The organism is Kitasatospora sp. NPDC040550, assembly GCF_055594965.1.
Map to the genome: position 1 here is coordinate 423,430 of NZ_JBVIWC010000003.1, position 20,197 is coordinate 443,626.

The window sequence follows — 20,197 nt, forward strand, 5'->3', positions numbered from 1 at the left end:
GGCGCTCGCTTTTCCGGGGCCGGCGCGCAGGCTTGCCCGCGCGCCGGGGTGCCGGCGCGTCAGTGCCCCGGGCCGGTGGCGCAGGGCAGCGGCGACCAGGTCGGGCAGACCGCCGGGTCCTGCTGCGGCGGCGGGGCCACGCCGTGGGCCGCGGCCGGCAGCTCCCAGCGCGCGACCGCCTGGGCCTGCGGCTCCGCCACCACCGCCGCCAGCCCCGGCGTCGGACTGCACCACAGGCTGGTGATGCCGTTCGGCGCGCCGCCCGGCAGCAGCGGCACGCCCGGGGCCTCCACCTCCGCCGTCGGGGCCGGCACGCAGAGCGCGGGGACCGGCTGCTCCGGCCGGTGGAACAGCGCCGCCGGACGCAGCCCGGAGAGCGTCGCCACCGTCGCCCCGCCCACGGCCACCGTCAGCAGCACCGCCGCACCCGTCCGGGCGGCCGTGCCCAGCCGGTGCTTGGCCCGCAGCACCGGTACCGGTGCCCGGTGCGGCTCCGGGCAGCCCCGCACCGCCGCCCGATGCAGCAGGCCGCTCAGCCCGTCCGCGAACCCCGGCGCCGCCGGGTCCGGCCCCACCAGCTCCGGCACCCACTGCGCCAGCGCCGCCCGCGCCGCCCACACCCGCCCCTCGGCGGCCGCCCGGGTCGACTCCACCTCCACCGCGACCGCCGCCGCCGGCAGCCCCAGCCCGTCGTGCAGCACCAGGGCCCGCCGCTGCGGCCGGGACAGCCGCCGCAGGGCCTTCAACAGCGCCTTGTCCCGGTCGGTCAGCCGGTCGTGGTCGGGCAGCACCGACTGGGCCTCGTCGGCCGGCCGGACCCGGATCCGCCGGTGCGGCAGCGTCCACGCGTGCACCCGCCGGGGGCCGCCGCGCCGCCACGGCGACAGCGCCAGCTCGCAGGCCCGCACCCGCACCCAGCCCTCCGGATCGCCCGATCCGACCACCCCGCCCCAGTCCTGCCGGGCCTCCCCGAACGCCCGCCGCACGCAGTGCACCGCGCGGTGGCGGCAGGCGGTCAGCAGGAACACCTGCTGCACCAGCCGGGTGTGCGCGGCCTCGTACAGCTCCTCGAAGCTCTCCGTCAGGTCCCGTCCGTGGCCCGCCTCGCTGAGCGCCGCGCTGATCCGTTCGCGGGAGTCGGCGGCGTCGCGCCCGCCGGGGGCGGAAGCGGAACCGGAAGCGGGCCGGACGGCCACGGGCGGCTCTGGAGCGGCCGGTTCGGGGGCGCCGGCCGGGGCGGAGGCCGGGGCGGTGGTGCCGGGCTTGCGCCCGACCCCCTGCGGGCCGCGCGGGCCGTCCGCGGGGCGACGGCGCCGGCCCTCGGGCTTGCCCGGGGCGGGACCGGGCCGCGCGGCCGGGCCCTGCGGCGGGCCGGTCTGGCCGGTCTGGCCGGTCTGGCCGGTCTGGCCGGTCTGGCCGGGCCCGGAGCTCGCCGGGGGGCCGGGCTCGCCGTGCGCCGTCGACCGGCCGGGGCCGGGGCCGGTGCCGGTGGAGCGGTGGCGGCGGTCGCTGTCGGTGCCGGGTTTCCCGCCGGTCGGGGTGGTCTTGGTCATGCCGCTGCGTTCTCCCGGGGCAGTGGGGGCCACTCGCGTGCGGTCGGTGCCGGTGGGGGTGGCCGGGGGGCGCCGCCCCGGGCCGGTCGGAGGTGCGGTCCTGAGCAGGGCGATCGCGGCGGCTTCGGTGGGACAGCCGAGTTTGCGCATGGCCCGGTGCAGATAACTGCGGGCGGTCGCGGTGGTGACGCCGAGTGCGGCGGCGGTGTGATCGAGGCCGTGTCCGGCGGCCAGGTGGGTGAGGGCCTGGGCCTCACGGGGGGTCAGCTTCCGCAGCGGATCGGTGGCGCGGGTGGGTGGCGTGGTCATCAGACGCTCCGGGCCGGGGCGACGGCGGCTTGGGGGCAGGGTCTGAAAAGGCGCATAAGACAATAATCTGGGACACGGCGGCGGTTTGCCGGTTCACGGAGCATGGCGAGTCGCCTTGGCACCATGAGGCGCATGACGCAGCTGATGGGCCGTCCGCTCCTGGAAGTGCCCGGCGAATTGGGTGGACGCCCGGCGCTGGCCGACCTGTTGGCGGGGGTGCGGACGGCGCTGGTCGGTCTCGCGGTCGTCGGGGTGCCGGTCCTCGGGCTCTGGGTGGCGACGCCGTACGCGGACTCCGATGCGGCCGGTGCCACCCGGTTGGCGGGTGCGCTCTGGCTGCTCGGCCACGGCGCGCCGGTCCTGCGCGGCGGCGCGGACGCCCCGCTGACGGTCACTCCGCTGCTGCTCGGGGCCCTGGCCGTGGTGCGGCTGTACCGGGCGGGGGCCGGGGTGGCGGCCCGGCGGGGGCTGCGCTCGCGCTGGGGCGGCCCGCTGGCGCTCTGGGCGGGGTACTGCGCGGTGGCGGTCGTGGTGGCGCTGCACAGCGCGGGCGCCGGGCTGTTCCGCAGCCGGGTGCTGCCGGACCTGCTGGTGGTGGGCCTGGTGGCCGGGCTGGCGACGGCGGCGGGCGTACGGTCCGGCGAAGCCGCCGGGACGCAGGGGGCCGGCGGCGCCGGGCGGATCGACGCCGAGGCGCTGTTCGACCGGCTCCCGCCGGGCTGGCGGCCGACCGGTGGCACGCCCGCGGTGTGCCGGGCGGCGGGTGCGGCCGCGGCGGGACTGCTCGCGGCGGGCGGGCTGCTGGTGACGGTGGCGGCGGTGCTGGACGCGGTCGCCGGGGGCGGGCGCGGGATGGCGCTGCTCGGCGGCGGGCCCGCCGCGCTGGTCGGGCTGCTGCTGGTCACCGTGGTGCTGCTGCCCAACGCGGTGCTGTGGGGCGCCGCGTACGCGCTGGGCCCGGGCTTCGAGGTCGGCGCCGGGTCACTGGTGTCGCCGGGCGGGACGGAACTCGGCCCGGTGCCGGAGTTCCCGCTGTTCGCCCTGCTGCCCCAGGAGGGCCCGGGCGGCTGGCGGCTGGCCGCGCTGCTGCTCCCGCTGCTGGCGGGGCTGGTGCCCGCGCTCCTGCTGGGCCGGGCGGCGGCGGGTCGGCGCTCCCCGTCGGGCGGGGACGGGCCGTGGCCGCCCGCGGCGACGGCGACGGCGGCCCTGGCGGCCGCGCTGCTGCTCGGTGCCGGGGCGACGCTGCTGGGCTGGCTGTCCGGCGGGGCGCTGGCGGCCGAGCGGATGGCCCGGCTGGGACCGGTGCCGTGGTGGACGGGCCTGGCGGCGGCCGGCTGGCTCGCCCTGGTGGCGGTGCCGGGCGCCCTGCTGGTGCGGTACCGGCTGCTCGGCCCCGCGCGGGCCGAGGACCCCGCCGAGGCGCTGGACGACGACCTGGACGACGGCCCGGGCGACGGCCCGGCCGGGGGGCGGGCCTGGGCCCCGGCGTCCGTCGCGCGTGCCTGCGCCCGGCTCGCGACCCGGACCCGCCGGAGCGCGCTGCGGCTGCGCGCCGGTGCCCACGCCCTCGTGCTGCGGCTGTCCGCCCGGCGCCCCGCCGACTGACCCCGGTCGGGCCGGTTGCTCGGCGCTCCCGTTGCTCGGCGCTCCTGCTACTCGGCGTTCCTGCTACTCGGCGTTCCCGCTGAAGTCCACGTACCACTGCGGTGCGTACCGGTCGCAGTTCTCGGCGCCGACGGTGGTGAGCGAGTCCCGCACGCAGGTCACGTAGTCCCGGTAGTGGATGCTGAGCCCGATCACCGAGGTGGCGACCACGACGGTCATCGCGCCGGTGAGGATCCCGGCGAGCGCGGCCGGGGTGAGCGGGTTCGGCGCCGGGGCACCGGGGTGGCCGGGGTGGCCGGGGTGGCCGTACGGGCCGGCCTGGCCGTACGCCCCGGCCGGTGCCGCCGCGGGAGCCGGGGTGGACGCGGCCCGCCCGGCCCGGAGCGCGCCGATGCCCCAGACGATGCCGAGCACGCCGACCAGCAGGGCGATCCAGTGGAAGCCGGTGAACAGGCAGACCAGGGCGAACGGTCCGGCCAGCGCGGCGTTGCGCGCCTTGCGGTGGGCCGGGTTCGTCAGGTCGAGCCGGGGCGGCTGCGGACCTTGGGGGCGACGGCCGGGCCCGCCCTCGCCGGGGCCCGGTCCCCACTGCTGCGGGTGCGGCGGGCGCTCGCCGCCGGGACCTGCGCCGGGCCGGCCGCCGCTCTGGCCGCCGTCGCCCTCCGGGCCCTGGCCGGGCCAGGGGCTGCGCGGCTGCCACGGCTGGTCCGGGGCGTCCGCGGGCGGCGGCGCGAAGGGGTTGCGCTCGTCGGTGTCGTCGCCGCTGCTCATGGGTTCAGCCGTTCCTTCTCGGTCGGGGCTCGTGCGGAGGGTCGCGCGCGGGGGCGGTCTCCTCCGCCCCAATGATCCCGCAAGCGTTCGAGGGCCCGTCGGGGGCCTGCCCGTACCGGGGCCGGTCGCCCGCAACTCCGGTGCGGAGGGCCGGAGGAGATCCCCGTCTCAACTACGCGCGTAGCGCCGGAGGGAGGGTGCAGGGGCCCTCCGACCAGCCGTTATCGTGGTGACGGTCAGCAGCTCCCACGGGTTCCCCCGGTCCCGCGTCGCGGCGGGTTCTCCTGGTGTTCCCCCTCGCTCGACCTGCCGTTCGTAGTGGCCCCACCGCCGGTGGACGTACCAGCGGGCGGCGCCCGACCTACGGAGAATCGCGCAGTGGCCGCCGCCCCCGCCCAGCTCTTCCCGCCCCGTACGCCCGGACCGGCCCGCCTGGTGGTACTGGTCTCCGGCTCCGGCACCAACCTCCAGGCCCTGATCGACGCCGCCGCCGACCCGGCGTACGGCGCCGGGATCGTGGCCGTGGGCGCGGACCGGGACGGGATCGCCGGCCTGGAGCGCGCCGAGCGGGCGGGCCTGCCGACCTTCGTCCACCGGGTGAAGGACTTCGCGGACCGGGCCGACTGGGACCGCGCGCTGACCGCCTCCGTCGCCGCCCACCAGCCCGACCTGGTGGTCACGGCCGGCTTCATGAAGATCCTCGGCCCCGAGTTCATCGCGGCCTTCGCGGGGCGGATCGTCAACACCCACCCCGCACTGCTGCCGTCCTTCCCCGGTGCCCACGGCGTCACCGACGCGCTCGCGTACGGGGTGAGGGTCACCGGCTGCACCGTCCACCTGGTCGACGCCGGAGTGGACACCGGGCCGATCATCGCGCAGGGCGTCGTCGAGGTGCTCGACGCCGACCACGCCGATGGCGGCGACGCGCTGCACGAGCGCATCAAGACTGTCGAGCGCAAGCTGCTCGTCGACGTCGTGGGCCGGCTGGCCCGCGAAGGTCACCGCATCGAGGACCGAAAGGTATGGATCCCGGCATGAGCGCCAGCTCCACCACGCCCCCCGTTTCGGAGAACATCCGTCCGATCCGTCGTGCGCTGATCAGCGTGTACGACAAGACCGGTCTGGAGGAGCTGGCCCAGGGCCTGCACGCCGCCGGGGTCGCCATCGTCTCCACCGGCTCCACCGCCGGCCGGATCGCCGCCGCCGGCGTCCCGGTGACCGAGGTCTCCGAGCTGACCGGCTTCCCGGAGTGCCTGGACGGGCGCGTGAAGACGCTGCACCCCCGCGTGCACGCCGGCGTGCTCGCCGACCTGCGCCTGGAGTCGCACCGCGCGCAGCTGGCCGAGCTCGGTGTCGAGCCCTTCGACCTGGTCGTGGTGAACCTCTACCCGTTCAAGGCCACCGTCGCCTCGGGTGCCACCCCGGACGAGTGCGTCGAGCAGATCGACATCGGCGGCCCCAGCATGGTCCGCGCCGCCGCCAAGAACCACCCGTCGGTGGCCGTCGTGGTCGACCCGGCCCGCTACGCCGACGTGCTGACCGCCGTCCGCGAGGGCGGCTTCGACCTGGCCACCCGCAAGCGCCTGGCCGGTGCCGCGTTCGCCCACACCGCGGCCTACGACGTGGCCGTCGCCTCCTGGTTCGAGGCCGGCTACGCCCCCAGCGACGAACGGTTCCCCGAGTTCCTGGGCGCCACCTGGGAGCGGCAGAACGTGCTGCGCTACGGCGAGAACCCGCACCAGGGCGCCGCGCTGTACAGCGACACCGGGCTGATCAGCGGTTTCACCGCGGGCGGCGGCCTGGCCGGCGCCCAGCAGCTGCACGGCAAGGAGATGTCGTACAACAACTACGTCGACACCGACGCCGCCCGCCGGGCCGCGTACGACCACGCCGAGCCGGCCGTCGCGATCATCAAGCACGCCAACCCGTGCGGCATCGGGACCGGCGCCGACGTCGTCGAGGCGCACCGCAAGGCGCACGAGTGCGACCCGGTCTCCGCGTACGGCGGCGTGATCGCGGTCAACCGCCCGGTCACCGTCGAGCTGGCCGAGCAGATCGCCCCGATCTTCACCGAGGTCGTCGTGGCCCCCGGCTACGAGGACGGCGCGGTCGAGGTGCTGGCCCGGAAGAAGAACCTGCGGGTGCTGGTCGCCCCCGGGGCCCCGGCCAACCACCAGGAGGTCCGCCCGATCTCCGGCGGTGTGCTGCTCCAGGACGCCGACCGGGTGCAGGCCGAGGGCGACGACCCGGCGAACTGGACGCTGGCCACCGGCGAGGCGCTGTCCGAGGCCGAGCTGGCCGAGCTGGCCTTCGCCTGGCGGGCCTGCCGGGCCGTCAAGTCCAACGCGATCCTGCTGGCCAAGGACGGCGCCTCGGTCGGCGTCGGCATGGGCCAGGTCAACCGGGTCGACTCCTGCAAGCTCGCGGTCGAGCGGGCCGGCGAGCGGGCCAAGGGCTCGTACGCCGCCTCGGACGCCTTCTTCCCGTTCCCGGACGGCCCGGGGATCCTGATCGCCGCCGGTGTCCGGGCGATCGTCCAGCCGGGCGGTTCGATCCGTGACGAGCAGGTCGTCGAGGCGGCCCGGAAGGCCGGCGTGACGATGTACTTCACCGGCGCCCGCCACTTCTTCCACTGAGTGTTCCACTGAGTGCACGAAGCGGCCCGGCCCCCTCCTGCTGAGGGGGCCGGGCCGCTTCGTCGTGGTCCTGCCGGGTGCTCAGTAGCGCGGCCGGTTGAACCAGGCGGAGCCCTCCTGGGTGCACATGGCGGTGATCCAGATGATGCTGATGGCCAGCCACAGACCGGCCATCACATAGCCGATGGCGGTGCCGGCGGTGACGGCGCCCGCCAGGATCAGCAGGCCGACCAGGCTGCCGAGCGAGCCGTACACGATGGTGGTGATCCGGACGTTGTTGCCGCCCTTGCCGAACTTGGCGCCCAGCGTGATGGAGAGCGCGGCGAACAGCGCGAACAGGACCGCGACGACGATCAGGATGCCGGCGGCGGCGTCGCCCAGCGCGGTGAACGGGTTGTCGCTGGTGGTCGCCTTGGCCGTGTTGGTGACGTCCTTGGCGGCGGCGCCGATGAGCAGGTAGACGAGGGCGAGGATCGCCTGCACACCGCCCACGATGAACAGCAGCACCCGGGCGGTGGTCACCAGGCCCGGCATGGACTGCGGCACGGCCGGCGCGTAGCCGTAGCCGGGGGCGGCCGGCGGCGGGTAGCCGTAGCCCGGAGCGGGCTGCGGCGGGGCCTGCTGCGGGTAGCCGTAGCCCGGCGCGGGCGGCTGCTGGCCGTACGGGTTGTTCGGGTCGGGCGGGTAACTCATGGATGCCTCCGGGCAGTTGCGGGAACGCGGGGACGGGACGGCGGAGGACCCGGTTGCGGCCGGCGAGTCGGGTCGCCGACGGAACGGGACGGTATCGGAGCGCGGTGACAGCCCGGCGGCGGTGACGGGCGCGGCCGGCTCAGTGCTGTGACGGGCGAGTGATCGAACGCGAGGACGGGCACGGTGCGGTGAGGGCGCCGTGGCGGTCGGGCTGCGCGGTGTGCTGTGGTCGGATCACTGGCTCTTTCCCCCGGGTACGCCCTGCTGCGGGACCGGTCGGCCCGTCACCGGGCCTGGTCGCGGCAGGGGATGCCCGCATATCGTCAACCGGACGGCAGCGCGCTGTCCAGCCGGTTGTGGGTGTGGTGCGGAGACTGTGGCGCAACCGCAACGTGGTGCGGACCTTCCGTGCCCGTCCGGTCGCCGGGGCGGCCGCGGTACGGGCGGCGGCCGGGATCCGGGAGAATGGGGTCATGACTGCCCAGATTCTCGATGGCAAGGCCACCGCCGCCGCGATCAAGTCCGAACTCGCCGCCCGCGTGGCGGCCCTCAAGGCGAAGGGCGTCACGCCCGGCCTCGGCACCGTCCTGGTCGGCGACGACCCGGGCAGCCGCTGGTACGTCAACGGCAAGCACAAGGACTGCGCCGAGGTCGGCATCGCCTCGATCCAGCGCGAGCTGCCCGCCACCGCCGGCCAGCAGGACGTCGAGGACGTCGTCCGCGAGCTCAACGCCGACCCGACCTGCACCGGCTACATCGTCCAGCTGCCGCTGCCCAAGGGCCTGGACCAGAACCCGGTCCTGGAGCTGATGGACCCGGACAAGGACGCCGACGGCCTGCACCCGACCTCGCTCGGCCGGCTGGCCCTGGGCATCGAGGGCCCGCTGCCGTGCACCCCGCTGGGCATCGTCGAGCTGCTGCGCCGGCACCAGGTCGAGATCGACGGCGCCGAGGTGGTCGTGGTCGGCCGCGGCATCACCGTCGGCCGCTCGATCGGCCTGCTGCTGACCCGCCGCAGCGAGAACGCCACCGTGACCCTGTGCCACACCGGCACCCGGGACCTCGGCGCGCACCTGCGCAAGGCCGACATCATCGTGGCCGCCGCGGGCGTGCCGCACCTGGTCAAGCCGGAGGACGTCAAGGCGGGCGCCGCGGTGCTGGACGTCGGCGTCAGCCGCAGCGAGGGCAAGATCGTCGGCGACGTGCACCCGGGGGTGGCCGAGGTGGCCGGCTGGATCTCCCCGAACCCCGGCGGCGTGGGCCCGATGACCCGCGCGATGCTGCTCAACAACATCGTCGAGGCGGCCGAGCGCCGCGCCGGCGTCTGACCCCCGAGGGACGGCGAGCATGACTGAACCGCGTCCGGCGCGCTCCCGGCAACGGCCGGTCAAGACCACCGGCACCCTGCCGCCCGAGGGGGCGGCCCCGGCCCTCGGGCGCGACCACGCCCTGCCGGTCCGGCAGTGGCCGATAACGCTGGTCCTGTCGGTGGTCGGCGCCGGCCTCGCGGTCACCTGGTTCGCCGACTTCAAGGACGGCTTCAAGTACGGGCTGCTGATCCTCGGCACCGGCGTGCTGCTCGGCGCGGTGCTGCGGCTGGTGCTGCCCGAGGTCGGGATGCTGGCGGTGCGCAGCCGCTTCACCGACGTCATCGTGCTGGCCTTCCTGGGCGCCTCGATCGTGCTGCTGACCCTGGTCGCGCAGCCGAACCCGTGGCTGGAGATCCCGCTGCTGGACAACATCGGCCAGCTGATCGGCCGGCCCAAGCACTGAGCCCGCCTCCTGCCGCGGCCCCGTCCGGATTCCCGGGCGGGGCCGCGGTGCGTTCCGGGCCCGCTGGGCGGCGGCCGCTGTGACGCATCAGCCATGCCCGCACACGCGGCGTACGCTTCCCTTTGCGATAACCTGACGCCGGTCTCTCGATGTCGAGAGATCATCCTCGGCTCCAGTGCGCCGGTGTGCCTGGGGCACCTGGCGATTTGCTGGAGAAGGTAGAAATGACCCGCACCCCCGTCAACGTCACCATCACCGGAGCGGCCGGCCAGATCGGCTACGCGCTGCTCTTCCGCATCGCCTCGGGCCACCTGCTCGGTGCCGACGTGCCGGTGAACCTGCGCCTCCTGGAGATCCCGCAGGGCCTCAAGGCCGCCGAGGGCACCGCCATGGAGCTCGTCGACTGCGCCTTCCCGCTGCTGCGCGACATCACCATCACCGACCAGCCGAACGAGGCCTTCGACGGCGCCAACGTCGCGCTGCTGGTCGGCGCCCGTCCGCGCACCGCCGGCATGGAGCGCGGCGACCTGCTGCAGGCCAACGGCGGCATCTTCGGCCCGCAGGGCAAGGCCATCAACGCCCACGCCGCGGACGACATCAAGGTCCTGGTCGTCGGCAACCCGGCCAACACCAACGCCCTGATCGCCCAGCGCAACGCCCCGGACGTCCCGGCCGAGCGCTTCACCGCGATGACCCGCCTGGACCACAACCGCGCCCTCGGCCAGCTGTCCGCCAAGACCGGCGCCCTGGTCTCCGACATCAAGCGCGTCACCATCTGGGGCAACCACTCCGCGACCCAGTACCCGGACATCTTCCAGGCCGAGGTCGCCGGCAAGCCGGCCTTCGAGGCCGTCGGCAGCGACCAGGCCTGGCTGGAGAACGACTTCATCCCGACCGTCGCCAAGCGCGGCGCGGCCATCATCGACGCCCGCGGCGCCTCCTCGGCCGCCTCGGCCGCCAACGCCGCCATCGACCACGTGCACACCTGGGTCAACGGCACCGCCGAGGGCGACTGGACCTCCATGGGCGTCGTCTCCGACGGCTCCTACGGCGTCCCGGCCGGCCTGATCTCCTCCTTCCCGGTCACCACCAAGGACGGCAAGTTCGAGATCGTCCAGGGCCTGGAGATCTCCGACTTCTCCCGCGCCCGCATCGACGCCTCGGTCAAGGAGCTGACCGAGGAGCGCGACGCGGTCCAGGAGCTGGGCCTCATCTGAGCCCCGCCGCACGGCCCTTCCGACGGCCCGCCGCCCCCGCCCGGGGCGGCGGGCCGTCGCCGTGATCCGCCCGCTCGCCTCCGGGACGCTCTGACCCGGTGCCGACGGTCGGCGCTCCCTCGCTTCTCCCTTACGACATCGGCGCGCCCCTTCGGCTCGGGGCGGGGCCCCGGGCGGGGATACCCCGGCCGCCTACACTGGCCCGCTGTGAACGAAACCCTCGGGGACGCCGCGCTCGTCCTCGTCTTCATCCTGCTGGGCGGCCTGTTCAACGTCGCGGAGATCTCGCTGATCTCGCTGCGCGAGGGCCAGATCCGGACGCTGGAGGCGCACGGCACCCGGCGCTCGGCCCGGGCCGCGCACCTGGCCGCCGACCCCAACCGCTTCCTGGCGGCCGTCCAGGTCGGCGTGACCTGCATGGGCTTCCTGTCCGCCGCGTTCGGCGCGGACACCCTGGCCGGCAAGGTCGCCCCGCTCTTCGTCCGGGCCGGGCTGTCCCAGGGGGTGGCGGACGCCCTCGCCCTGGTCGGCCTGACCCTGCTGATCAGTTACGTCTCGCTGGTGCTCGGCGAGCTCACCCCCAAGCGGATCGGCCTGCAGCGCGCCGAGTCCATCGCGGTGATCGCCGCCCCCGTGGTGGACGTGATGTCGGTGGCGCTGCGCCCGGTGATCTGGCTGCTCGGCCACTCCACCAACCTGATGGTCCGGCTGTTCGGCGGCGATCCGGCGGCCGGGCGCGGCTCGATGAGCTCCGAGGAACTGCGCGGCCTGGTCGCCTCCAACACCGAACTGGGAAGCGACGAAAGGGCGTTGATCGCGGACGTGTTCGCCGCGGGGGAGCGCCAGCTGCGCGAGGTGATGGTCCCGCGCACCGAGGTGACCTTCCTGGACGCGGAGCGCCCGCTGGCCGCCGTGCGGCACCAGGCCGAGACCTCGCCGCACTCGCGCTACCCGGTGGTCGAGGGCAGCGCCGACGCGGTGGTCGGCTTCGTGCACGTCCGGGACCTCTACGGCGCCCGCGGCGAGCAGGCCGTCAAGGTCCGCGACCTGGCCCGCCCGGTCAAGCTGCTGCCCGGCACCAAGCGGGTGCTGGAGGCGATGGGTGAGATGCGCCGGGAGGGCCACCACCTGGCGATCGTGGTGGACGAGTACGGCGGCACCGCCGGCATCGTCACCCTGGAGGACCTGGTCGAGGAGGTGATCGGCGAGATCCGGGACGAGTACGACCGGCCGGAGTCCGCGCCCACCCGCCGGCTGGCCGGCGGCGGCACGGAGCTGGACGGCCTGCTCAACCTCGGCGACTTCACCGAGGAGACCGGCGTCACCCTGCCCGAGGGCCCGTACGAGACGGTGGCCGGCTGCCTGGTGGCCTCGCTCGGCCGGCTGCCCCGGGACGGCGACCAGGCCCGGATCCCGGTCGAGGGCGGCGGCGCGGTGCTGCTGACGGTGGCCAAGGTGGAGGGTCGGCGGATCGCCCGGGTGAGGGTGAGTGCGGTCACACCGGAGGAGCCTGCGGGGCCGGAGGTTTCCTGAGGGACCGGGGGAACTGGAAGAATGGCCCGCATGGTCAACGCAGCGGTCACCGGTCCGGTCAAGGATCGCCCCCGGGTGCTCTCCGGGATCCAGCCCACCTCCGGCTCGTTCCACCTCGGCAACTACCTGGGCGCCGTGCGCCAGTGGGTCGACCTGCAGAAGGAGAACGACGCCTTCTACATGGTCGTCGACCTGCACGCGATCACCGTGCCGCAGGACCCGGTGACCTTGCGCCAGAACACCCGGGTGTCCGCCGCCCAGCTGCTCGGCGCCGGCCTGGACCCGGAGCACTGCACCCTCTTCGTCCAGTCGCACGTGCCCGAGCACGCGCAGCTCGGCTGGGTGATGAACTGCCTCACCGGCTTCGGCGAGGCCTCCCGGATGACCCAGTTCAAGGACAAGTCCTCCCGGTACGGCGCCGATAGCACCACCGTCGGCCTGTTCACCTACCCGATCCTGCAGATCGCGGACATCCTGCTCTACCAGGCGGACGCCGTCCCGGTCGGCGAGGACCAGCGCCAGCACGTGGAGATCACCCGCGACATCGCGGAGCGGTTCAACTCGCGCTACGCCCCCACGTTCACGATCCCGAAGCCGTACATCCTCAAGGAGACGGCGAAGATCATGGACCTCCAGGACCCGGGCATCAAGATGAGCAAGTCGGCCTCCTCGGCCAAGGGTCTGGTCAGCCTGCTGGACGAGGCGAAGGTCAGCGCCAAGAAGTTCAAGAGCGCCGTCACCGACACCGGCACCGTGGTCTCCTATGACGAGGAGCAGAAGCCGGGCGTCTCCAACCTGCTGCGGATCCACTCCGCGCTCAGCGGCCAGTCGGTCGAGCAGCTGGTCGCGCACTTCGAGGGCAAGATGTACGGCGCCCTCAAGACCGAGCTGGCCGAGCTGTTCACCGAGTGGGTCACCCCCTTCCAGGAGCGCACCAGCACCTTCCTGGACGACCCGGCCGAGCTGGACCGGGTGCTGGCGATCGGCGCCGAGAAGGCCCGCGCGGTGGCCTCCGAGACGCTGGCGACCGTGTACGACCGGATCGGCTTCCTCCCGGCCGCCAAGCGGTGACTCCGCTCTCGCGCCTGCCCGATGGTGGCGACCTCCCGGAGGTCGTCACCATCGGCGTGTCCGTGAGCGTTCCGGACCCGCACGGCGCGCGGATCCAGGACGCCAGGGCCGGGCTCGGCGACCCGCAGGCCCGCTCGATACCGACGCACGTCACCCTGCTGCCGCCCACCGAGGTGCCGGCCGAGCTGCTGCCGAAGATCGAGGAGCACCTGGCGGCGGTGGCCGCGGCGCACCGGCCGTTCCGGATGCTGCTGCGCGGCGCCGGCACCTTCCGGCCGGTCTCCCCGGTGGTGTTCGTCCGGGTCGAGGAGGGCGCGCACGAGTGCCGGCTGCTGGAGGCGGACGTCCGGTCCGGCCCGCTGGCCCGCGAACTGGCCTTCCCGTACCACCCGCACGTGACGGTGGCCCACGGCCTGCCGGAGGACGCACTGGACCGGGCGTACGAGCAGGCGCGCGGGTTCCGGGCGTCCTTCCCGGTGCCGGGCTTCTCGCTCTCCCGGTTCGACGCGGACGAGGTCTGGCGGCCCTGGCGGGCCTACCGGTTCTCCTGAACTACCGCGCCGTTCGGCCGAGTTCGAGCATCCGGTCGACCACCCGGCGGGCCGCGCCGCCGTCGTCCAGGGCGCAGTGCGCGGCTCGGAAGCGCCGGTAGCGCTCCGCGTAGCCGGGCGCCGTCCGCTCGCCGCTGTCGGCGAGTTCGCGCAGCGCGCCGAGCAGTTCGGCGGAGTCCGGCACCAGCGGGCCGGGCGCGTCCGCCTCGAAGTCGAAGTAGAAGCCGCGCAGGGTGTCGCGGTAGTGCTCCAGGTCGTAGGTGAAGAAGTAGACCGGGCGGCCGGTGATCGCGAAGTCGAACATGATCGACGAGTAGTCGGTCACCAGCACGTCCGCGATCAGCAGCAGTTCCTGCGGGTCGGGGAAGTCCCCGCAGTCGAACAGGAAGCCGTCGCCGGCGCCGGGCAGCGGGTCGCGCACGTGCGAGTGCGGGCGGACCAGCAGCACGTGGTCCTCGCCGAGCAGCCGGCGGGCGTGGCCGAGGTCGAGCCGCAGGTCGAGCCGGAAGCCGTCGCCGTCGCCGCGCTGCTGGTCCTCGCGCCAGGTCGGCGCGTACAGCACGACCCGCTTGCCCTCGGGGATGCCGAGCCGGCGGCGGACGGCCGCGGCGACCCGCGGGTCGGGCCGGGCCAGCACGTCGCCGCGCGGGTAGCCGGACTCCAGCACCTCGCCGTCGTAGCGGAAGGCGCGCTGCAGGATCGGGGTGGCGAACGGGCTGGGGGAGAGCAGCAGGCTCCACTGCGGGGTCTCCCGGTCGAGCGCCTCCAGGTAGCCGTGGTCGGCGAGCCAGGGGTTGTCGACGTCGTGGGCGATCCGCTTGAGCAGCGAGCCGTGCCAGGTCTGCACCACGACCTGGCCCTCGCGGCGCTCCAGGAAGTCCGGGAAGTGGGTGTTGCCGACCAGGTACCGGCAGGTGGCCAGCGCCCGGTACCACTGGGGGCTCCAGATCCGGATCGGGACGACCCCGGGCGGCAGTTCGGCCTGGCCGTCGTCGACCACCCACAGGTGCTCCAACGGCTCGCCGCGGCGGACGAGTTCGGCGTGCACCGCGCGCGGGGAGTCGGCGTAGCCGCGGCCGCCGAACACGTCGTACAGCACCGCCTCGCGCAGCGGCTCGCGGCGGGCCGCGGGGTAGTGCTCGGTGCGCAGCCGGGCCTGGGTCCAGGCGCTGCGCTCGGTGGCGTCGAGCACCGGGGTGGAGTCCACCAGCAGGGTGTCGTGCCAGCGGCGCTGGAGCAGGACGTCCTTGCCGCCGGTGGTCGCGGTGGCGGGCAGGGCGGGCAGCACGGCCGGGGCGGCGAGCAGCGGCCGGGCCGGGCCGGAGCGGTCGGCCGGCTCCAGGGCGGCCTCCCAGATGCCCTTGCGCAGCGGCAGCACGGCGCCGTCGGAGCCGGTGCGGGTGGCGGGCACCCGGACCCGGAACCGGCCGTCCGGCTCGGGCTCGACGGGGGTGCGGACCTCGCCCGCGGTGCCGCCGTGCCGCAGGACCAGCTCCAGCCGGCCGGCGGCCGGGTCCGGGCAGTGGCCGGACAGCTCGAAGCCGCCGAAGTGGACCGCGATCCGGTCGACCATCCCGGCGGCGGGCTGGACGCAGACCTGGAGCCGGCCGTCGGCGAGGTGCTTGAGGTAGAGCACCCGGTCCGGGGCGTCCGGCAGCGGGTACTGGCCGGCCACCGGGCCGCCGCGCTCGTCGAGGCAGAGCTGTTCGGTGCCGCCGTCGGGGCGCAGCAGCTCGGCGTCCCAGTGCTCCAGGTCCGCGCGGCCGCGTCCGCCGGCGGTGAGCGGCCGGTACGGCAGTTCGACGGCGAAGGTGTTGCCGGCGCGGGTGAGCGGCTGCTCGATCACCGCGTCGCTCTGCCGGTGCCGCAGCCGCAGTACGGTGCCGGCCGGGCAGTGGTCGGCGACGCCGCCCAGCCGGATGCCGTCGGCGGCGGGCTCGGCGCGGTCGAGCCGGACGCCGGGGCGTTCCAGCCGCAGCCGCAGCCGGTCGTCCTCGAAGTACGGCTGGAGGCGTACGTCGCGGTCCACCCAGCGGGCCGGCGGGTATTCGCCGGAGCCGCACCAGTGGGGGGCGAGGGTGCCGTGCCGGCGGCGCAGCCGGGTGGGGCGGGGGCGGGTGAAGAGGGTGGTCTCGATCTGCCAGTCGCCGAGCAGCCAGCGGTCGCCCTGGCGCAGCCGGGAGGGTTCCAGCAGGACGGTGAAGCCGGACCAGTCGTGGTTGTGCTCCGGCTGGGCGCTGTCGTCGGTGACCTCGGGCAGCCTGCGGGGTCTGGAGCGCAGGTGGAGCGGCGGTTCGGCGGCGTCCTCGTGGCGCAGGGTCAGCCAGGTCCAGGCGGAGCCGGGGCGGCCGGTGTCCTGGTCCAGCGGGCGGGCGAAGCCGGTGAGCTCCAGTCCGCGGCCGTGCCAGCGGGCCCGCAGCAACCCGAACGCCACGTCCTCGTCGACGGCAGGCCGACCGTCGGCCACCCGGGGGGAGGCGTGCGGTAGAACGAACCGGGTGAGCGAAGACATGGTGCGGGGGCCCTTCGGGACGGGATCCCGGTCATGGCGGTGGCCGGGAGGGCCGCCGTGCCGGTGTCGGCCGGACCGGGGCCGATTTGATATCCCACCCCGGGAGGGCACCTCGGGTCAACTGTGCAGTTCGTAGAATTTCCTTTGAAATTCGTCGACTAAACGTGAGTTCGAGTGCAAACTGGACGTAAAGGACAGGTAGTTCTCAGGGAATTCCCAGGCAGCACAGGGGCGCCCGGCGTGGATCACGCCGGGCGCCCCGTCTGCTGTGGCCGGCGGTTACTCCTTGCGGAGCATCGCGTCGACCACCCGGCCGGAGGCCTTGCCGTCGTCCAGGTCGCAGTACGCCTCGCGGAACGCGGCCGCCTTGTCCGCGTACTCGGCGGCCACCGCGTCCACCCGGCCGAGCGCGTCGACCAGCGCCTCGGAGGTGGCCAGCAGCGGGCCCGGGGCCTCGGCCTCGAAGTTCAGGCTGAAACCGCGCAGGTTGTCGCGGTAGTGCTCCAGGTCGTGGGTGAAGAACAGCATCGGCTTCCCGGTGGTGGCGAAGTCGAAGACGCTCGACGAGTAGTCGGTGACCAGGACGTCGGCGATCAGCAGCAGCTCCGCCATGTCGGGGTAGCTGCCGACGTCCCAGATGTAGCCGTTGCCGGCGCCCGGGATCTGGCCGCACATCATGTTGTGCCGGCGCACCAGCAGCACCTGGTCGTCGCCCAGCGCGGCCTTGGCCGCCTCCAGGTCGATCCGCAGGTCGATCTGGTAGCCGCCGTTCGGCCGGCGCCGGTCCTCGCGCCAGGTCGGCGCGTACAGCACGACCTTCTTGCCCTCGGGCAGGCCGAGCCGCTCGCGGACCTGCTCGGCGGTCTTCTCCCGGTCGGCCGCGAACAGCAGGTCGTTCCGGGGCGCCCCGGTCTCCAGGATCTCGCCCTGGTAGTCGAAGGCGCGCCGCAGCACCGGGGCGGACCAGCTGTTGCCGGCCACCAGCAGGCTCCAGTTCGGCACCTCGCGGCTCAGGCTCTTGAGGTAGTTCGAGTCGGTGAACCAGACCTTCTCGAAGTCGAAGCCGACCTGCTTGAGCGGGCTGCCCGTCCGGGTCTGCAGGACGACCTGGCCGGGGCGGCGGACGAAGAAGTCGGGCAGGTGGGTGCTGGTGACGATGTACTTGGCGGTCGCCAGCGCCTCGAACCACTCCGGGCTCCACAGCCGGATCGGCTGCGCGGTGCGCGGCAGCTCGGTCTGCATGTCGTCGCTGCCCCACAGGTGCTCCAGCGGCAGGCCGCGGCGGACCAGCTCCTCGTGGATCGCCCGCGGGGAGTCGGCGTAGGCGCTGCCGTGCCCGGCGTTGTAGAGCACCGTGTCGCGCACCGGCAGGCGGCGGGCGGCCGGGTACTCGGTGGTGCGCAGCCGGCGCTGGCGGAAGCCGGACCGCTCCTCGGGCAGCAGCGCCGAGTACGACTCCAGCGACAGGCCGTCGTGGTAGCGGCGCTCCAGCGCGATCCGCTTGCCGCGGGACTCCACCTCCACCGGCAGGGCGCCGAAGCAGTCCGGGGAGATCTGCACGTGGCTGTCCGGCAGGGCCGAGGCCGGCACGCCGACCGGACGGAAGAAGACGTTCCAGGTGCCCTGGGCGAGCGGCACCCGGCCGGCGAAGGTGGCGGTCGGCACGGCGGGCAGCGCGGTGCGGAACCGGCCGTCCGAGATCTCCACCGGGTAGACGTGCTCCTCCTCGCGCCAGTGGTGGCGGACCACCAGCTCCCAGCGGTGCGCGCCGGACTGCGGGAACGAGCCGCTCAGCAGGAAGCCGTCGGCGCCGCGCGCCGACACCTCGTCCACGATCGGCTGCAGCAGCTGGTCGGAGAGCTGGAGGTGGCCGCTCGGGGAGGGCTTGGTGTAGATCGCCCGGCGCAGCTCGACCGGCGCCTGCGGGTCCAGCGGGACGTGCAGCTGCTCGGGGGCGTTGCGGTCGTCCCAGACCAGCGGCAGCACGCTGCCGTCGGCCAGCAGCAGCGCGCTGTTCCAGCGGTCGCGGACGCGCTCGTCGGCCACCGGGTCCAGCTCGGCCCAGGCCTCGCGGACGGCGGTCAGCTCGGCCACCTCGACCGAGGAGCTGAACGGCTGCAGGGTGCCGGCCGGGGTGCCCAGCTCCACCGGGAAGGTCAGCTCGCGGTCCGACTCGAGGTGGGTGAGCCGCAGCCGGGCACCGGCGAAGCTCGCCCCGGAGCGGGCCGCACCGGAGACCTCGATCCGGCCGCCGTGCGCGGCCAGGCCGGTCACCCGGGCCTTGACGGTCTCCACCTGGAGGTAGACGAAGCCGTCCCGGACCCACGGCACGATCCGCACGTCCGGCTCGACCCAGTGCTGCGGGATCGACGCGGCGCTGTCGCTCCAGCCGGCCGAGATCCGGCCCTTGTAGATCCCGCCCTTGCCCGCGCCGGCCACCAGGACGCGCCAGTGGCCGTCCTTCCACTGGCCGCGGTGCTTGAGCTTCTTCGGGTCGACGGCGACGGAGAAGCCGGACCAGTCGCAGTTGTACAGGTCGTGGTTGCAGCTCGCGGTGGCCTCGGGGCTGTACTGGGTCTTCATCGGCACCGCGATCGCCCGACGGCCCTTGGCCTCGCGCAGCACCAGGGTGCGCACCATGTCGTGCTTGTTCGCCGCGCCCAGCTGCTCCGGGTAGGCGTGCCCGGTCAGCTCCAGCTTCCCGCCGACCCAGGCGCTGCCGTACAGCCGGCTGCGCATGACCAGCGAGTTGTCCAGCTTGAGCACGCCGGACGGCACGCTCTTGCGCCCGCCGCGCAGGAACGGGTAGTCCGCGTACGGCCGCAGCAGGCCGCGGGCCTGCACGCCGCCGCCGCTCTCGCCCTCGTACTTGATCTGCTCGACCAGCTCGTCGACCCGGTTCTGCAGGGTCAGGTGGTACTTGAGCCGCAGCGGCGCGCGCAGCTTGCGGACCTGCTCCTGGCCGATCGAGCGGAGCAGCCGGCTGACGTTCTGGACGTAGGCGTCCCGGTACTCCTTGTCGCCGTCCACGACGGACCAGAAGAACATCGGGATCTCCTCGACGAGGGTGTTCTCGTCGTAGGAGTGCAGGTACTCGGCGAAGCGCGGCTCGGTCTGCTTCTTCAACCAGGCGCGGACCAGCTCGACCGAGGCGACCCGGTCGATCAGGCCCTTCGGGTTGGTGCGCATCTGGGTGATCGACATCTCGCCGACCTCGCGCTCGCGCCAGTGGTAGATCGGCTCGGAGAGCACGTCCACGCTCTTGGCGAGGTAGTGGTGCGGCACGCTGACCGGCGCGTCCTCGTACAGGATGCCCTCGGGGTAGAGCAGGTCGGCGGCGTCGAAGAAGGAGCGGCGGTACACCTTGTTCCACGCGGTGCGGTCGGTGACCAGCGCCGGGAGCTCGGTGATGTGGGTCTTGAGCCGGGTCTCCTTGAACGGCTTGGAGTGCCCGCCGGACTGGTAGTAGCCCACGGCGCGGAACCGCAGCACGTTGCCGGTGCAGAAGTCCGAGCCGGTCTCGTCCAGCGTGTTGATCATCAGCTCGTACGCGCTCGGCGGCATCGAGTCGTCGCTGTCCACGAAGCACAGGAACTCGGCGTCCGGGTCGATGTGCCGGATGCCGGTGTTACGGGCCGCGCCGAGGCCCTTGTTGACCTGCCGGACCAGCCGGAACCGCGCGTCCTTCGCCGCGTAGGCCTCGGCGAGCGCCGCACTGCCGTCCTTCGAACCGTCGTCGACCATGACGCACTCGAAGTCCGTGAAGGTCTGGGCGGCGATCGAGTCGAGGCATTCGACGAGATAACGCTCGACGTTGTAGATCGGAACGACGATGGAGAGGCGGGGAGCCATCGGCTACGCAGGCCTTTCTCGGGAGGAGCGTGGCAGCCCGCTGGGGGTCTGGCCGCACTTGGATCGGTGCGTACGTGCCCCCCGATCCTACCTCCGGGGCCCGGACCCCCTCGGGCCCACT

Annotated in this window: 14 protein-coding genes; 9 read left to right on the plus strand and 5 right to left on the minus strand. The window is 74.2% G+C overall.

Annotated elements, in window-relative coordinates; all coding sequences use genetic code 11:
• Positions 1 to 59 precede the first annotated feature (59 nt).
• Positions 60 to 1,862, minus strand: coding sequence for a LuxR C-terminal-related transcriptional regulator (locus ACZ58X_RS07225; protein ID WP_470332654.1), 1,803 nt, complete (start codon positions 1,860 to 1,862; stop codon positions 60 to 62).
• A 132-nt stretch (positions 1,863 to 1,994) separates the two neighbouring features.
• Between ACZ58X_RS07225 and ACZ58X_RS07230 the strand changes: the two genes are divergently transcribed.
• The gene (locus ACZ58X_RS07230; protein ID WP_470332655.1) at positions 1,995 to 3,467 is read left to right on the plus strand and encodes a cell division protein PerM; all 1,473 of its coding nucleotides are present in this window, start codon (positions 1,995 to 1,997) and stop codon (positions 3,465 to 3,467) included.
• A 63-nt stretch (positions 3,468 to 3,530) separates the two neighbouring features.
• Here ACZ58X_RS07230 and ACZ58X_RS07235 read toward each other — a convergent pair whose 3' ends face one another.
• The gene (locus tag ACZ58X_RS07235) at positions 3,531 to 4,238 is read right to left on the minus strand and encodes a hypothetical protein (RefSeq protein WP_470332656.1); all 708 of its coding nucleotides are present in this window, start codon (positions 4,236 to 4,238) and stop codon (positions 3,531 to 3,533) included.
• Between the two features lie 378 nt (positions 4,239 to 4,616).
• On the opposite strand from ACZ58X_RS07235, the gene purN reads away from it, so the two are divergent.
• Entirely contained in the window at positions 4,617 to 5,276 is a 660-nt protein-coding gene (gene purN, locus ACZ58X_RS07240; protein ID WP_375882217.1) for a phosphoribosylglycinamide formyltransferase, read from the plus strand.
• A complete protein-coding gene (purH, locus tag ACZ58X_RS07245) occupies positions 5,273 to 6,874 on the plus strand; it encodes a bifunctional phosphoribosylaminoimidazolecarboxamide formyltransferase/IMP cyclohydrolase (protein ID WP_470332657.1) in 1,602 nt (533 codons plus the stop codon). The genes purN and purH overlap by 4 nt, the downstream gene beginning before the upstream one ends.
• Before the next feature lie 81 nt (positions 6,875 to 6,955).
• On the opposite strand, the gene ACZ58X_RS07250 is transcribed toward purH, so the two are convergent.
• Complete coding sequence (locus tag ACZ58X_RS07250) at positions 6,956 to 7,567, minus strand: hypothetical protein (protein WP_470332658.1); 612 nt, start codon at positions 7,565 to 7,567, stop codon at positions 6,956 to 6,958.
• Positions 7,568 to 8,040: 473 nt separating this feature from the next.
• Here ACZ58X_RS07250 and ACZ58X_RS07255 point away from each other — a divergent pair, with 473 nt between their 5' ends.
• From ACZ58X_RS07255 to ACZ58X_RS07280, 6 genes are all read left to right on the plus strand, one after another.
• The gene (locus ACZ58X_RS07255; protein ID WP_470332659.1) at positions 8,041 to 8,895 is read left to right on the plus strand and encodes a bifunctional methylenetetrahydrofolate dehydrogenase/methenyltetrahydrofolate cyclohydrolase; all 855 of its coding nucleotides are present in this window, start codon (positions 8,041 to 8,043) and stop codon (positions 8,893 to 8,895) included.
• Positions 8,896 to 8,914: 19 nt separating this feature from the next.
• Entirely contained in the window at positions 8,915 to 9,340 is a 426-nt protein-coding gene (locus tag ACZ58X_RS07260; RefSeq protein WP_350503505.1) for a DUF3017 domain-containing protein, read from the plus strand.
• 224 nt (positions 9,341 to 9,564) lie between these two features.
• The gene (locus tag ACZ58X_RS07265; RefSeq protein WP_470332660.1) at positions 9,565 to 10,557 is read left to right on the plus strand and encodes a malate dehydrogenase; all 993 of its coding nucleotides are present in this window, start codon (positions 9,565 to 9,567) and stop codon (positions 10,555 to 10,557) included.
• A 207-nt stretch (positions 10,558 to 10,764) separates the two neighbouring features.
• A complete protein-coding gene (locus ACZ58X_RS07270; protein ID WP_360238105.1) occupies positions 10,765 to 12,090 on the plus strand; it encodes a hemolysin family protein in 1,326 nt (441 codons plus the stop codon).
• A 30-nt stretch (positions 12,091 to 12,120) separates the two neighbouring features.
• The gene (gene trpS, locus ACZ58X_RS07275; protein WP_470332661.1) at positions 12,121 to 13,161 is read left to right on the plus strand and encodes a tryptophan--tRNA ligase; all 1,041 of its coding nucleotides are present in this window, start codon (positions 12,121 to 12,123) and stop codon (positions 13,159 to 13,161) included.
• A 62-nt stretch (positions 13,162 to 13,223) separates the two neighbouring features.
• Positions 13,224 to 13,712 carry a 2'-5' RNA ligase family protein gene (locus tag ACZ58X_RS07280; RefSeq protein ID WP_470332662.1) on the plus strand — a complete coding sequence of 163 codons (489 nt, stop codon included), beginning with the start codon at positions 13,224 to 13,226 and terminating at the stop codon, positions 13,710 to 13,712.
• 1 nt (position 13,713) lies between these two features.
• On the opposite strand, the gene ACZ58X_RS07285 is transcribed toward ACZ58X_RS07280, so the two are convergent.
• The gene (locus ACZ58X_RS07285; protein WP_470332663.1) at positions 13,714 to 16,224 is read right to left on the minus strand and encodes a CDP-glycerol glycerophosphotransferase family protein; all 2,511 of its coding nucleotides are present in this window, start codon (positions 16,222 to 16,224) and stop codon (positions 13,714 to 13,716) included.
• 279 nt (positions 16,225 to 16,503) lie between these two features.
• A complete protein-coding gene (locus ACZ58X_RS07290) occupies positions 16,504 to 20,076 on the minus strand; it encodes a bifunctional glycosyltransferase/CDP-glycerol:glycerophosphate glycerophosphotransferase (RefSeq protein WP_470332664.1) in 3,573 nt (1,190 codons plus the stop codon).
• Positions 20,077 to 20,197 lie beyond the last annotated feature (121 nt).

Bases quoted from the DNA above. Each gene is read 5' to 3' on its own strand.
- ACZ58X_RS07225 (WP_470332654.1), bottom strand. From the start codon at position 1,862: ATGACCACGCCACCCACCCGCGCCACCGATCCGCTGCGGAAGCTGACC.
- ACZ58X_RS07230 (WP_470332655.1), top strand. From the start codon at position 1,995: ATGACGCAGCTGATGGGCCGTCCGCTCCTGGAAGTGCCCGGCGAATTG.
- ACZ58X_RS07235 (WP_470332656.1), bottom strand. From the start codon at position 4,238: ATGAGCAGCGGCGACGACACCGACGAGCGCAACCCCTTCGCGCCGCCG.
- purH (WP_470332657.1), top strand. From the start codon at position 5,273: ATGAGCGCCAGCTCCACCACGCCCCCCGTTTCGGAGAACATCCGTCCG.
- ACZ58X_RS07250 (WP_470332658.1), bottom strand. From the start codon at position 7,567: ATGAGTTACCCGCCCGACCCGAACAACCCGTACGGCCAGCAGCCGCCC.
- ACZ58X_RS07255 (WP_470332659.1), top strand. From the start codon at position 8,041: ATGACTGCCCAGATTCTCGATGGCAAGGCCACCGCCGCCGCGATCAAG.
- ACZ58X_RS07260 (WP_350503505.1), top strand. From the start codon at position 8,915: ATGACTGAACCGCGTCCGGCGCGCTCCCGGCAACGGCCGGTCAAGACC.
- ACZ58X_RS07265 (WP_470332660.1), top strand. From the start codon at position 9,565: ATGACCCGCACCCCCGTCAACGTCACCATCACCGGAGCGGCCGGCCAG.
- trpS (WP_470332661.1), top strand. From the start codon at position 12,121: ATGGTCAACGCAGCGGTCACCGGTCCGGTCAAGGATCGCCCCCGGGTG.
- ACZ58X_RS07285 (WP_470332663.1), bottom strand. From the start codon at position 16,224: ATGTCTTCGCTCACCCGGTTCGTTCTACCGCACGCCTCCCCCCGGGTG.
- ACZ58X_RS07290 (WP_470332664.1), bottom strand. From the start codon at position 20,076: ATGGCTCCCCGCCTCTCCATCGTCGTTCCGATCTACAACGTCGAGCGT.